The organism is Sorangium sp. So ce185 (assembly GCF_051526825.1).
Lineage (GTDB): Bacteria > Myxococcota_A > Polyangia > Polyangiales > Polyangiaceae > Sorangium > Sorangium cellulosum_D.
Map to the genome: position 1 here is coordinate 10,812,493 of NZ_CP150316.1, position 13,786 is coordinate 10,826,278.

The window sequence follows — 13,786 nt, forward strand, 5'->3', positions numbered from 1 at the left end:
CCGTCGAGGGAGCGCGCCACACGCAGCGCGCGCCCCCTTGACGCAGGGCGCGCCGAGCCGCTGAGATGCGCGGCCTGATGAGAGGGACCGCGCTGATCTACAGCTCGCACAGCCGCTGCAACGTCATCCACAACGACTACATCGCGCAGCGCGCCCTCCGCGGGCGGGACAACAAGCGCGTCCTGTTCCTGCCGATGTCGGAGGCGCCCCGCGACGGCAACGAGCTCGAGCGGCAGGAGTTCGCGTACGGCAACTTCCGCTGGTTCTTCCAGTTCTACGAGCGGTTCGGCCTCGAGCACGTGCCGTTCTACTGGACCAGCAACCTGCGGCGCGAGGACGTCGACGTGCTCTGGGATCTGCTCGGGTCGTCCGAGGTGGTGATCCTCGGCGGCGGTTACAGCACGACGGGGCTCTGGCGCTACAAGCAGCTCGGCGCCCTGTTCGAGGGGGAGCCCGGCAAGTTCGGGCGCATCCTGCACGAGCGCCGGCAGCGGGGCCTGCTCACGGTCGGGTTCTCCGCCGGCGCCGACCAGCTCTGCCAGCACCTCTTCCGCCGCGTGTGGGACAGCCCGGGCGACAGCGACGGGTTCGGCCTCGCGCGCGACACGCTCGTGACGCTCCACCACGAGCCGAGCCGCAACGGCGACCTCTGGCACGCGGCGAGGCGCATGCCGCACTGCTTCGTGTTCGGGCTCCCGAACGACTCCGGGCTCAACGTCGACTGGGGTGTGCTCCCGTCCGGCAACCTCTGGCAGGTCTACGAGCTCATCGTCGACACGACCTGGGACGATCCGGCCGACGCCCTCCACGTGAAGACGCGGCAGGGCGCGCTCATCGATCACTTCGACAACACGGGCCGCCACTGGGCGTTCCACGGCGGCGACCACATCGTGCGGATCACGTCGCAGGACGGCCGCTACGACCGGGCCTGGATGACGGCCGGCGGGAGGCTCCTCGACTACTGGACGCGCGAGCCCGCCGGTCACGGGTCGATCGACGAGATCCTCGCGAGCCACTGATCGCGACGCCGCGCGCCGCGCCACGGCCCTTGCACAGCCCGCCGCCGCGCCTGGCCGCGGGCCGGCGTTGACGCCCGGCAGGCGGCGCGGCATCGCTCCGGGAGGCCGCCATGCCCGCTCGACCTTGCGCCTTCTGCAGCATCGCCCGGGGCGAAACGCCGGCCTACGTCGTCCTCGACGAGCCGGAGGCGATCGCGTTCCTGGACCACCGCCCGCTCTTCCCCGGCCACTGCCTGCTCATCCCGCGCGCCCATCACGAGGTGCTCACCGACCTTCCGTCAGAGCTCGTCGGACCGCTCTTCGCGACCGCGCAGCGCCTCGCGCGCGCCGTGGAGTCGGCGTGCTCAGCCGACGGCTTCTTCGTCGCCATCAACAACCGCGTCAGTCAGAGCGTCCCCCACTTGCACGTCCATGTGGTCCCGCGCCGTCGGAAAGACGGTCTCAAGGGCTTCTTCTGGCCTCGTCACAAATATGCGGGAGAGCACGAGATGGTCGCCCTGCGCGACGCCATCGTGACGGCGTTGGCTAGCGGTTGAATTCCGTCGCTATAACGGTTATCTGGACGGGGCGCCGACCTGGCTCAGGAGCGAGGCGTCCGTCCCCGACTGCGACACTTTGCCGCACATGGTATGGCGCCGTGGCGTCTTGCGACGAACCGGGCCCGCTGCCAGGTTAGGGAATAGACGGCGTTCGCCCCTGGTTCCAACGCCCGACGCCCTATCCATCCCTGAACGATGCTGGTTCTCCGGTCATTCCTCCCTCGGATCGCGCTGCTCTTCGCGCTGATCCTCGCGCCGCTTACGCTGGTACGGGGGAATATCAGCATCATCGAAGCGAGCAACTCCGATGTTTCGGGGTCGTTTCGGACCGGATCCACCGAGATCGACCAGGTTGATCTCGCTGGACTGCAGCCGTCGGTCCGTGCCGGGGCCCACCGGCTTCGCGCGATGCGCTCGGTACCCGGCGACGACGCGAGGCGCCCTCGCGTCGCCCTCGTGGCCGATCTCCGGCCCGCCCGCCTCGCCTCCCCCGTCCCCCACCCTCCCGTCCGTCGCCCTCCACCACGTTTCCTGAATTGATCGGCTAGCTCCGTGGCCGAGGCCGCTCGCGGCCTGTCGCGGAGGAGCTGGAAACCGGAGGTGTTCACGACGACTGCCGCGCTGAATCGGCGCGGTCAACGAGAGGGTTTGTTCAAATGCAGAAGCTCGCTGACGGGTTGCACAAGTTCCAGACCGATGTCTGCCGCGGGTATCAGGACCTCTTCCAGCACCTGGCGAGGGGTCAGCGCCCCGAGGCGCTGTTCATCACGTGCTCGGACAGCCGGATCAACCCGAACCTCATCACGCAGACCCAGCCGGGCGACATCTTCATCGTGCGCAACGTCGGCAACATCGTGCCGCCGTACGGCGCGAGCAACGGCAGCGAGGCCGCGGCGATCGAGTTCGCGGTCGCGCACCTCGGGATCAAGCACATCATCGTCTGCGGCCACACGCACTGCGGCGCGATGCGCGGGCTGCTCGATCTCAACGGCCTGGACGAGCTGCCGGCGGTCAAGTCGTGGCTCCAGCACGCGGAGCTGACGCGCCGCCTGGTGCAGGAGAACTATTCCCACATCGAGGGGGAGAACCGCCTGACGATCACGGTCGAGGAGAACGTCCTCGCCCAGATCGAGAACCTCCGCACCCACCCGACGATCCGCGCGCGGCTCGCGCGCGGGGAGCTCTCCCTCTACGCCTGGGTCTTCAAGATCGAGACCGGTCAGGTCTTCCAGTTCGAGCATTCGAGCGGCCAGTTCGCGCCCATCTGCGAGGCGGCGCCCCCGTCCGCGCTGCCGGAGACCACGGTCTACCGGCGCGCGGTCTGAGCACCTCACTGGCACTGACCCAAGACTTACTGGAAGAGAGGGCCTTTCGATGCAGCTTCAAAATGCCATCCAAGCCAGCGCGGGGTCGGAGCACATGGGTGCTCGCGCCCCTGGAGCAGAAGGCGCGGCCGCGCCCCGGGGGGAGGCGCACGGGGACAGCACGCCGCCGCTGGATTCGCGCCTCACCGGGAACCTCAAGTACGACATCCCCGCGGGCGTCGTCGTCTTTCTCGTTGCCCTGCCGCTCTGCCTGGGCATCGCGCTCGCGTCGGGGGCCCCCCTCCTGTCCGGCATCGTCGCCGGGATCGTGGGCGGCCTCGTCATCCCGCTGATCAGCCGCGCTCAGCTCAGCGTGAGCGGCCCGGCGGCGGGGCTCGCGGCCATCGTGCTCGCGGGCATCACCAGCCTGCAGAGCTTCCAGGCGTTCGCGCTGGCGGTGGTCATCGGCGGCGCGCTGCAGCTCGGGCTCGGCGTGCTCAGGGCCGGCGCGATCAGCCACTTCTTCCCCTCGTCGGTCATCAAGGGGATGCTCGCGGCGATCGGCGTCCTGCTCATCCTGAAGCAGCTCCCCCACGCCGTCGGCTTCGACAAGGACAACTTCGCCTCCGAGTCGTTCAAGGCCGAGGGCGGCAACACCTTCACGATGCTGGCGCAGGCGCCGCAGGCGATCGAGTGGGGCGCGTTCCTCATCAGCGCCGTCTGCCTGGCCATCCTCGTCGGGTGGGAGAAGTCGCGCCTCGCGAAGATCTCCTGGCTGCCCGCGCCGCTCGTCGCCGTGCTCGTCGCCACGCTCGGCAACGAGCTGTTCAAGGTGGCGGTCCCGTCGCTCGCCCTGGAGCAGAAGCACCTCGTGACGCTGCCCACCGGCGACCTGACCAGCGCGCTCCAGCTGCCGGACTGGTCCGCGATCGCGCGGCCCGAGGTCTGGGTGCTGGGCGTGACCCTGGCGATCGTGGCCAGCCTCGAGACGCTGCTCAACCTGGAGGCGGTGGACCGGATCGACCCGTGGCACCGCAAGTCGCCGCCGAACCGGGAGCTCGTCGCGCAGGGCGTCGCCAACATGCTCTCCGGGTTCGCCGGGGGTCTCCCGGTCACGTCGGTCATCGTCCGGAGCAGCGCCAACACCAACGCCGGCGCGCGCACGCGGGTCTCCGCCTTCACGCACGGCGCGCTGCTCCTGCTCGCGGTGGTCTTCGCCGCAGGGCTGCTCTCGCACATCCCGCTCGCGTGCCTCGCGACGATCCTGCTCGTCACCGGCTACAAGCTGGCCAAGCCCGCGATCTTCGCGGAGATGCGCAAGCTCGGGTGGAACCATTTCATCCCGTTCGTCGTGACGATCGTGGCCATCGTGCTGACCGATCTCCTGAAGGGCATCGCGATCGGCCTCGCGGTCGGCGTCGTCTTCGTGCTGAGGACGCAGATGTCCCGGGTCTTCGACGTGATCCACGAGGGGGCGCGGGTGACGATCCGGTTCAACAAGGCGGCCTACTTCTTCACGCAGGGCAAGCTCGTGGCGCTGTTCGAGCGGCTGCCGAGCGACACCCACGTGGTGGTCGACGCCCAGGGGGCGTCCTACGTCGACCACGACGTCGCGGAGCTCATCCGCCGGTTCCAGCAGACGGCGGCCCGGCGGAATATCCAGGTCGAGATCCGCGGGTTGTAGAGCGGTTCTGAGCGGGGACGGAGACACGGTCCTCGGTCTCCGTCCACGTCTTTCGGTCTCGGCTCCGGCCTTCCCCCTCCCTCTTTCCTCGTCCGGGCGTGAATTTGCCCGCGTGACCCGTTACGAGCGACGCTGCGCGCGATGCGCCCAGCCCTCGATACGGTCGACGCGATGGACAAGGCCCCCCTCCCTCCCTCCTCGGGTTGATCGTGGTCGCTCGATTCGACAGCGGATCGCCCCGGCGAGCCGCGCGAGGGGCCACGGACGCTGGCCTCGCCTATGTCGGGGGCGCGCCGCCGCCGCCGCGGCTCGATGAGATCCCTCGAAAGCCGCTCTGCCTGCTCCAGGGCTACAGCGGGCTGCAGCAGTCGTGCGGAGACCTGTACACGCCAGCCTCGATCGAGGAGCTCCGGGTGCTCTTCCGCATGGCGAAGCGGACGGGGCGCAGGATCACGTTCCGCGCCGGGGGGCAGTCGTTCGACGGGCAGGCGCTGAACGACGACGTCGTGATCTCGATGACGCGCTTCACCTCCATCGAGATCGACGAGGAGGGGGCGCGGATGACCGTGGGCGCCGGCGCCACGTGGGGAGCGATCGTGCGTGAGCTCGCCGCCCGCGGGCTCGTGCCGTACACGGTGGTCTCGACGAGCCACGCGACCGCGGGAGGCACGGTCTCCGGAGACTGCCTCTCTCGCTTCTCGAGCACCGGCGGCAAGGAAGGGCACTATGTCGAGCGGCTGACGCTCCTCACCCTCGACGGGGAGCTGCTCTCCCTCGGCCGCGACGAGGGGACGAGCGCGCTGTTCCACGCGGTGATCGGCGGCCTCGGCTACCTCGGCGCGGTGATCGACGTCACGTACCGCGTCGCGCGCGTCGCCCCGGCGGGCACCCCGATCCGCGTCGTCACCGAGGCGACGCGCTGCGGATCGCTCGAGGAGCTCGCCGCGGCGCTCCTCCCGCGCGCCGAGCAGCTCCTGCCCGAGGAGGGAGGGAGCGCGGCCGAGGACGGGTGGGTCCCCGAGGCGCTCTTCTCCATCGCCTTCCACACCCTCGAAGGCAGCAGGAGCATGGTCATGCGGTCGCGGTACGTCGCGGGGACGTCCCACGCGCTCCGCCCGCTGCTGAACCATCGCCGCAACTACCCGCTCCGCGTCCCGATCGAGTGGCTGATGCGCGCGTCCGTCGTGAGCCGGGCCGTCTGGACGATCATCGACCGCTTCGTCTTCGACGTCTCGCGCCCGAACGTCGACGAGCTCATGGGCTATCTGTTCTTCATGGATGGCAACGTCCTCGCGAACCGCATCGGTCAGGCCCTCGGCGCGCCGATGATCACGGCGCAGCAGACCTTCATGATCCCCTACGACCCGGGCGCCCGGGAGGACAGCCTGCGCCGGCTCGCCGGTTTCCTGAACAGGATCGACGAGATCGCGACCCGAGACGGAATCCCGCCGCTGCTGCTCGACGTGCTCCACATCCAGGGCGACCGGTTCCTCCTCTCGGCGAACCACGGGACGGACGGGTTCGCGGTCACGGTCGCGTTCGTGGGCAGCGATGACGAGAGCGTGCGCCGCATCCGCCTGCGGCTCACCGAGCTCAGCGCGCACAGCCTCGAGATCGGCGGCCGGGTCTACCTGGTCAAGAACGTCCACGCGACAGCGGAGCACCTCCAGGCGATGTACGCGCACGCGCTGCCGGAGTTCGTCCGGCTCAAGCAGCTCGTCGATCCCGACGGGCTCCTGCGCAACGAGTTCCTCGAGCGGGTGTTCCCCGCGCACTTCGCTCCGACGCCACGGCTCGCCCGGGCGTGAGCGCGGCGCGCCGGAGGCGAGCCTCCTCCCTGATTTCCGGCATCGGCCCGGACCGCGGCGGAGAATCGCTGGTGGGGATCTTGCATGTTGGGAGGCAGGAGGCCGGGGGCGCCGAGGGGCCATGCATGCAAGTCAGCAGCGGGATCTACCCCTCCGTGCGCGCGGCGCGTGCGGGTGGGCTCGGCGGCTCTCCGGCATGCTCACCCCGCTGGTCCCGCTCGCGGTAGCCGCGTGCCGCGGCGACTGTCCGCGCGTCGAAGCCTCGCAGCCCGCAGACACCGCGCAGCCCCGCGTCGACGCCTCGCGCGCTGACGCCGCGCAGCCGCGCGCGGGCGTGCCGGCGAGCCAGGCGGAGACCGCGAGACGGGAGAAGCCGTCGAACCCCGCGCCGACGGCGACCGTCGTCCCGGCGCCGTGGTACCTCACGATCCAGCCGACCGCAGGCGACGGCGTGAGGATCGCGAGCATGGATATCCGCAGCTTCACGTCCCCCCTGCTGGAGCCGGGCGACGTCATCCTCGCCGTCGACGGGCGGCCGGTCCACTCGATGGCAGGGCTGGAGAGCCACCTGCGCGCCTGCGCGCCCGGGGACATGGTGGTGCTCACCGTGCTGCGCAACGAGACGACGATCGACTACGCGATGCTCCAGATCCCGGCCGACGACGCGCCGGCGCCCGCGCCGGCCAGCGCCGCGGAGCAGGGCCGGCCCGGCGGCTGACCGCGCCCCCGCCAGTCGTGGTCAAATTTGAACATGAAGGCGGGAAGGCGGGAAGAAAACCTTAATGATCTTCCCGCCTTCCCGCCTTCATGTGGACTCTCTCTGGGCAAAGTCGATCACTACCCCGCCGCCTCCGCCGTGGGCGCGCTCGAGCGGCCCCGGGCCGGACGGCGGCCTGCGCGTCCGTCAGCGCGCTCGAGCGCCGCGCCCCCTGCCGGGCGCCGTGGCGCCGCCTCGCTTGCCGCTCAGGAAGGCGAACGCCTGGTCGACCTGATCGTCGGTCATCGCGTGCCCCGCGCGCGGCTTGCCGAGCGACCTCGAAGGCCACTTCAGCCGGCGGAGCATCTTCGCGAGCGCGACCTGGTCCCGGTGCGCCGGGTCCTTGCCGCCCCAGCCGACGAAGATCGGCGCGCGCGCCTTGGTCTGCGCGCCCGCCCGCTCCAGGTAGCGCGCGCCCGAGCCGCCCGCGAACGCCGCGTAGCCGTCGACCGGCAGCCGCCCGCGCATCGCCAGCGACGTCGCGTAGTACGCGCCGTTCGAGAAGCCGAACACGAGCACCCGGTCGAAGCGCGCGCCCGCGCGCCGCTCAAGCTCCGCGCGCGCCGCGTCCCACTCGGCGAGCAGCGCGTCCTCGTGGGTCGCCTGCGCCGCGGTGGCGGTGGGCCAGCACCACCAGTCTTCCATCGTCTTCGGCCCGATCCCCCTGCGGCCGCGCGGCATCATCACGGCGACGCCGTGCCGTGCGCCGGCCCGCGCGGCGCCCCGCTGTTGCGCCCACTGCCACCCTGAATCGGGCTGAACGACGCCGTGCAGGTAGATCACGAGCACGCGGGGACCCGGCGCTGCTTTGGCCGGCAGGAAGGCGCACACCTCGCCGGGCAGCGCGGCGAGCTCCGGCGCGCACCACCGCGCCGCCGCCGCGGCCTGCGGCGGCGCAGGTGCGTCCGCCGAGGGCGCGTCTGCCGAGGGCGCGTCCGCCGAGGGCGCGTCCGCGGGGGGCGCGTCTGCCGAGGGATGGCCGGCGCCGTCGCCGCTGGCCGAAGCGGGCGCGCCCGCGGCCAGGAGCGCGGCCAGGGACAGCACCATCGCGAGCGAGCGCATGAGGGCGCAGTACCATGTCCGCGCCGCGGCCGGGTAGCGCGGCGCGCCCGCCACCGGCGGCGTGGCGGTCGCCTGCCCCGCTCAGGGATCGAACGAATAGACGTCGCGGTTCCAGAGCTGACCGGGGCCAACGCCGCCGTCGCAGGCGAAATCCCACCCCGAGAACAGGTACATGGTGCCGTTCACCTCCGCGGCGACATGCCGCTTCAGCCTGACCAGCGGATCGCCGCCCGGCGACAGCTTGGTCCACTTCCGCTGGATCGCGCTGTACCGCCAGAGCTCCTCGATGGGGTTCTGCTCGAACGGCGCGCCGCACCCCGACGAGCCGCCCGACACGTCGCCTCCTTGCAGGTACAGGTCCCAGCCGATGACGGCCGCGGCGCCGTAGTTGCGCGGCGGCGTGATGTCGCGCCGCGCGCGCGGCGTCACCTCGGTCCACCGGCGGGTGCGCAGATCGAACTCCCAGGTATCGTCCAGCATCTCGAAGCCAGCGGCGCCCATCGTCTCGCCGCCGTACAGCGTCAGCTTGCCCCGGATCGGCGCCGTCCCCGCCATCGCCTCGTGCCGGCCGCGCGGCGAGCCGGGAGCGCCGGCGGGCACGAGCTCCTTCCACCGGTTCGACCCCAGATCGTACGCCCAGAGATCATTCATGAACTCGAAGGCGCTGGTCACTCCGCCGAAGACATACAGCTTCCCGCCGGCGAACCAGACGTTCGGGCGGGAACGGCCGACCGGCCCGGCGTTCTCGGGGTGGATCTCGATCCAGGCGTCCGCGTCGGCGTCGTAAGCCCAGAGGTCGTCGTGGGCCACGAAATCGGAGAAGTCGGGGCTGTACGTCGCCCCGCCGAACACCAGCATGACGCCATTGCACTCGTCGGCCGCCGCGCCGGCGAACACGCGCGGAGGCGGCAGGTCCCCCGCCGGATCGAGGAGCTCCCAGGAATCGAGAGCGGTGTCGAATCGATAGAGATCGTTGTAGAAGGTGTTCTCGAAGGTCGAGAAGTCGTCTTTCATGCCGCCGAACAGGTAAACGGCGTCGCCGATCGCGGCGACCGCGGGGGTCGAGCGCTCCGTCGGCGCCGGACCGGACGTGACCCGCTTGGTCCACGTGCCCGAAGCCCAGGCTTCGGCTGCGAACAGAACGACCGTCATCGCCGCCAGCGCGACGACGAGGTGCCGCGACGGCTTGCGCGCACGAGCTACGTCAGGCGCCAGGCCGCCCGGGCGCCCCCCACAGACGGAACGGGACACGCCCCGTGCCAGGAAATTCTTCATACCCCCTGCCCTCCAGCGGCGAGTCCGCTCGATGGCGCACCGCTCGAAACATTCGCTCGGCGACCGCTGATTCGATCTCGCCGAGGATAGGCTACGCAGAACGATCCCACAAAACAAGAATCGAGCACCGCCGTCGAATGGGCCGCAGAGGAGCCGGGCAATGGCTCGCGCGCCTTACGCACGTTACGCACGTTACGCACGTTACGCACGTTACGCACGATTCCGACGCTCGGGCATTGCGCGCGGCAACGACCTACGGACAGGCGCGCCGGGGACGCGTCTTCTGGCGTGAGAGAAGAGAAGAAACACAGAGGCGCAGAGGGCACAGAGGAGGACGGAAGAGAGCAGCGCGAGCGGCCCCGCGGCGCGGGGCGATGCGGATCAGAGCCGCATTTCGACGCCCGCGCCCGACGCGCTCAGCCACGGGGTCACGGAGCCCGCCTTGGGGGGGCTCGGCGCTGACTCGTTGAGCAGCAAGTAGAGCCCGACGCCGACGGTCGCGATGCCGACGCCGCCGAGGACGTCGCCGACGATCCCCTTGGCCCGCGCCGAGCTCGCGTCCGTGCCCGTGCCCGATCGCGCGTCGCCCGCCTGCTTCAAACCGGCGAGGCCGAGGACGGCGCCGCCGGCGAAGATCGCGCCGCCCACGCCCATCACGACGACCGGGAGCGTCCGGCTCGGCCCCTCGGAAGCTTCGGCCAGGGGAGGCAGACCGCCCCCGGCGGCCGAGGCCCGCGAGGCCGCGGCCGGCGCGAGCGCGAGCGGGACCTCGACCGAGCCGCCGGCGGCGACGCTGAACCGGGCCGCCGCGGCGCGGTACCCCGGAGCGGTCGCCACGACCTCGTGGTCGCCCGGGTCGAGCTCGAGCACCTGGCCCGGCGCCGCGCGCACCGGCTTGCCGTCCAGCGCCAGGGCCAGCCCGTCGACCTTGCCCGGCTCGACGGCGAGCGTCGCGCGGCCGATGCGCTTTTCGAGCTTCGCCACGGCCTCGCGCGCCGGACCGACGTAGGGCTCGGTCGTCGGCGTCGCCGGCTCGGCCAGGAAGGCGCGAAAGCTGGCGAGCGCGTCGACGAGGCGCCCCGTCTCCTTCTGCGCGACGCCGAGGCTGTACCGCGTGAGGGGCGTGGCCTTGATCTCCAGCGACCGGGCGTACAGCGCCCGCGCCTCCTCCCAGCGCCCCTCGCGGGCGAACTTCGCCCCCTGGACGAACAGCACGCGCGCCGCTGCCACGTCCCCCTTGCCCTGCGCCGCCGCGGGGAGCGGGGCCGCGGCGAGGAGCAGCGCCGCGGCGACGGAGACGAGCGTCCGCCTGGATCGAGCAGGAGAATGCGTCCTCATTGACACTCCCCCTCCCGGCAGTGCTTGCCGTGGGGACATCGGTTGTCGCAAGCGCCGCAGTGATTGCGGTTGTTCCAAAGGTTGGTCTCGCAATGGTGCGCCGGGTCCCCGTCGCAATCGGCGAAATGGGCGTTGCAATGCGCTTCGCCGCCCGAGCTGCTGCTCTCGCCGCCTCCCTCGCCGCTCCCGCTGCTCGCACCGCCAGCGCCGCCGCCGCTCCCGATGCTCGCGCTCTCGCCGCCGCCGCTTGCGCTGCTTTCGCCCGGGCCGCCGCCGCCCGGGCCCGGGCCGCCGCTGCTTTCGCCCGGGCCGCCGCCGCTCGGGCTCGGGCCGCCGCTGCTCGCGCCCGCGCCGCTCCCGCTGCTCGCGCTCTCGCCGCCGCCGCTGCTTGCGCCGCCCCCGCTCGCCGCGCTGGTCGTCGCGCCCGCGCCGCCCCCGCTCGCCGCGCTGGTCGTCGCGCCCGCGCCACCCCCGCTCGCCGCGCTGGTCGTCGCGCCCGCGCCACCCCCGCTCGCCGCGCTGCTCGCGCCCTCGCCGCCGCCGCTCGCGCCCTCGCCGCCGCTGGCGCTGCTCGTCGCGCCCTCCGGGCCGCCGGTGCTCCCGCTCGTGCCGCTGCTCCGGCTGAGATCGCCACCGCCGCCCCCGTCGCCGACCTGATCCTCTCGCCCCACGGCGTCCTCGGCCGCTTCGTCCTTGTCGGACAGCTCGGCGCCGATCAGCGCGGAGCAGCCGCCCGCTCCAAGCGGCGCCAACGCGAGCGCGGCCAGGAGGAGCAGCAGGTCGCCCGAGGCGCGAACGGCGCGGAACTTCACCCCACGATTGCGCATGACCACCTCAGAAATCGGGCGCCGCCGGCAGCGGCATGGACGTGGACGCAGGCGCCGGGCGCGGCGGCTCGGCCCGCTGCGCGCGCGGCTCGGGCCGCTGCCGCCGCGCCTCGTCCCGCTGCGGGCGCGGCTCGTCCCGCTGCGGGCGCGCCTCGACGCGCTGGGCGGGCGGCTCGGCCGGCGCCGAGGACGGCTCGATCTCGTCCCACGGGTCGGCCAGCTCGCCCCAAGGATCGGCCGGATCGTCCCACGGATCGGCCGACTCGACCGGCTTCGCGGGCGGCTTGCCTGCCGGCGCGCCCCGCGCGGCCGTCTCGAGGGCGCTCGCGCGCGGCCCCCCGCCCTCGGCAAGCACGACGTCGGCCGGAGGCGCTGCCGGGGCCGCCCCCGGCAGCGCCAAGGCGGCGCCCGGCTCGAGGATCGGCGCTGCGGCCGCGACCGCCGGTTGCGCGGCGCCCGCGCTCGCGCTCCCGCCCCGCAGGTTCAGGCCCATCACGACGACCACCGGCGCGACGAAGGCGACGAGCACCCCGACCAGCAGCGCCTTCTGGAGCCGCAGCGGGGGCGCGAGCCCGATCGGAGCGGCGGGCAAGCCCTCGGACATCTTGATGGTGCCGCCCCGGCGCCCGGCAGGCGTGGCCGCCGCGGCCGGCGACGCGACAAGCGTCTTCCCTGCGCCGCGCGGGCGCGGCGCCGCCGCCTTCGCCCCCGATACGGCGCCGGCGACGCCGGTCGTCGCGAACGCGGGCCGCTCCGCGGTGAGCGGCGACTCCGGCCCCCGCGCGAGCCACTGGTGCGCGAGCGACGTGCCCGCCACGTCCGCCGTGACCCCGCGCTCGACGGCCCAGGACGCCAGCGCGCGGCCGAGCGACCGCATGGTGGGCCACCGCTCGGCCGGCGACTTGGCCAGGCCCCGGCGGAGGATCGACCAGAGCTCCTCGTCGCCGGCGCCGAGCTGCGTCGTCGGCACCGGCTCCCTGCTGAAGATGGCCGAGATCACCGCGCCGAGGCTCTCCCCGGTGAACGGCCGCTGCCCGGTGATGAGCTCGTACAGCACCACGCTGAACGCCCAGACGTCCGTCTGCTCCCCGACCTCCAGCTGGCCGTCGGCCTGCTCCGGCGACATGTACTCGGGGCTGCCGACGATCATCCCTCGTTGCGTGATCGCGGGGCTCACCGCGTTGGCCAGCTTGGCAATGCCGAAGTCGACGACCTTCGGGACATGGCCGCCCGCGCCGTCCGGCACGACGAGGATATTGGCAGGCTTGATGTCGCGATGAACGATGCTCTGCGCGTGCGCGGCCGCGAGGGCGCACGCCACCGGCAAGAGCATCTGGACCGCCTGCTCCGCCGGCATCCGGCCGTTCGCCTCCAGCCAGTTCGAGAGCGACGTGCCCTCGAGGAGCTCCATCACCAGGAACGGCTCGCCCGAGTCGGTCTCGCCGAAATCGAAGACGCGCACGATCGCCGGGTGCCCGAGCCTCGCCGTCGCGCGCGCCTCCCGGAGCAGGCGCTCTGCGGCGTGCGCGTCGAACTGGTCCTCGTGGAGCACCTTGATCGCCACGTCGACGTCGAGCCACAAGCTGCGCGCCCGCCACACGGTGCCCATGCCGCCGGCGCCCAGCGGGCCCACGATCTGGTACTTGCCGGCGAGGACCTCGCCCACGGCGCGCTCCCGCTTCGGCAGCCCCCGGACGCAGGACGAGACCCCCCCCGTGCTCGCATCGCCTCTTCGGGCGAACGCTCTGCTCTGGCCGGGGACGTGGTGCTCGCCGTTCATGGGTCGACATCCACGAAAGCAAGCGGCGAACCATCCCCCGCTCCCCGGCCTCAGCCGTCGCTGCAGCGACGAAATCCCCGGGCAACGCCCCCTCTCCCGCGCCCCCCGCGGCGAGCTCGGCCCAGAGCCGCGACCTTTCGCGGCAAATAAAGCAAGAATCCTTATTTTTCACGGGGAATCGGGCACGCGCATCGGTCACGCTGGGGCAATTTGCACCGGAGCATTGCAAGAGGGAGCGAGGCCCCTCCCCGGTCCTCCGCCAGGCTTCGATCCCGGGCTCATCGACGCGATCCCTGCGAGGGCGCGCTGCCCGCGACTCCTCATCACCGGCGACCGGGCAGGTCCCCCGCCGGCGCGCGTCGAAGCGCCGGCGGGGGGAGCAGCCTCCGCGCG

General features: G+C 72.3%; 11 protein-coding genes. 6 read left to right on the forward strand and 5 right to left on the reverse strand.

Going from position 1 to position 13,786, the window contains the following annotated elements:
- Positions 1-77: 77 nt before the first annotated feature.
- From WMF26_RS39800 to WMF26_RS39825, 6 genes are all read left to right on the forward strand, one after another.
- Complete coding sequence (locus WMF26_RS39800) at positions 78-1,019, forward strand: hypothetical protein (protein WP_437996987.1); 942 nt, start codon at positions 78-80, stop codon at positions 1,017-1,019.
- A 110-nt stretch (positions 1,020-1,129) separates the two neighbouring features.
- Complete coding sequence (locus tag WMF26_RS39805; protein WP_437996988.1) at positions 1,130-1,555, forward strand: HIT family protein; 426 nt, start codon at positions 1,130-1,132, stop codon at positions 1,553-1,555.
- Positions 1,556-2,214: 659 nt separating this feature from the next.
- Positions 2,215-2,883: a carbonic anhydrase gene (locus WMF26_RS39810; protein ID WP_437996989.1), complete on the forward strand. Its 669-nt coding sequence runs from the start codon at positions 2,215-2,217 to the stop codon at positions 2,881-2,883.
- 94 nt (positions 2,884-2,977) lie between these two features.
- Positions 2,978-4,546 carry a SulP family inorganic anion transporter gene (locus tag WMF26_RS39815; protein ID WP_437996990.1) on the forward strand — a complete coding sequence of 523 codons (1,569 nt, stop codon included), beginning with the start codon at positions 2,978-2,980 and terminating at the stop codon, positions 4,544-4,546.
- A 209-nt stretch (positions 4,547-4,755) separates the two neighbouring features.
- A complete protein-coding gene (locus WMF26_RS39820) occupies positions 4,756-6,354 on the forward strand; it encodes an FAD-binding oxidoreductase (protein ID WP_437996991.1) in 1,599 nt (532 codons plus the stop codon).
- A 196-nt stretch (positions 6,355-6,550) separates the two neighbouring features.
- Positions 6,551-7,072, forward strand: coding sequence for a PDZ domain-containing protein (locus WMF26_RS39825; protein WP_437996992.1), 522 nt, complete (start codon positions 6,551-6,553; stop codon positions 7,070-7,072).
- A 186-nt stretch (positions 7,073-7,258) separates the two neighbouring features.
- On the opposite strand, the gene WMF26_RS39830 is transcribed toward WMF26_RS39825, so the two are convergent.
- The 5 genes from WMF26_RS39830 to WMF26_RS39850 form a co-directional block, all read right to left on the reverse strand.
- Positions 7,259-8,173 carry an alpha/beta hydrolase gene (locus WMF26_RS39830; protein ID WP_437996993.1) on the reverse strand — a complete coding sequence of 305 codons (915 nt, stop codon included), beginning with the start codon at positions 8,171-8,173 and terminating at the stop codon, positions 7,259-7,261.
- Positions 8,174-8,254: 81 nt separating this feature from the next.
- Complete coding sequence (locus WMF26_RS39835) at positions 8,255-9,325, reverse strand: Kelch repeat-containing protein (RefSeq protein ID WP_437333375.1); 1,071 nt, start codon at positions 9,323-9,325, stop codon at positions 8,255-8,257.
- 504 nt (positions 9,326-9,829) lie between these two features.
- Positions 9,830-10,786 (reverse strand): hypothetical protein, encoded by a 957-nt coding sequence (locus WMF26_RS39840; RefSeq protein WP_437996994.1) that lies wholly within the window; start codon positions 10,784-10,786, stop codon positions 9,830-9,832.
- A complete protein-coding gene (locus WMF26_RS39845; protein ID WP_437996995.1) occupies positions 10,783-11,613 on the reverse strand; it encodes a hypothetical protein in 831 nt (276 codons plus the stop codon). The genes WMF26_RS39840 and WMF26_RS39845 overlap by 4 nt, the downstream gene beginning before the upstream one ends.
- A 7-nt stretch (positions 11,614-11,620) precedes the next feature.
- Positions 11,621-13,393 carry a protein kinase domain-containing protein gene (locus WMF26_RS39850; protein WP_437996996.1) on the reverse strand — a complete coding sequence of 591 codons (1,773 nt, stop codon included), beginning with the start codon at positions 13,391-13,393 and terminating at the stop codon, positions 11,621-11,623.
- Positions 13,394-13,786: the final 393 nt, after the last annotated feature.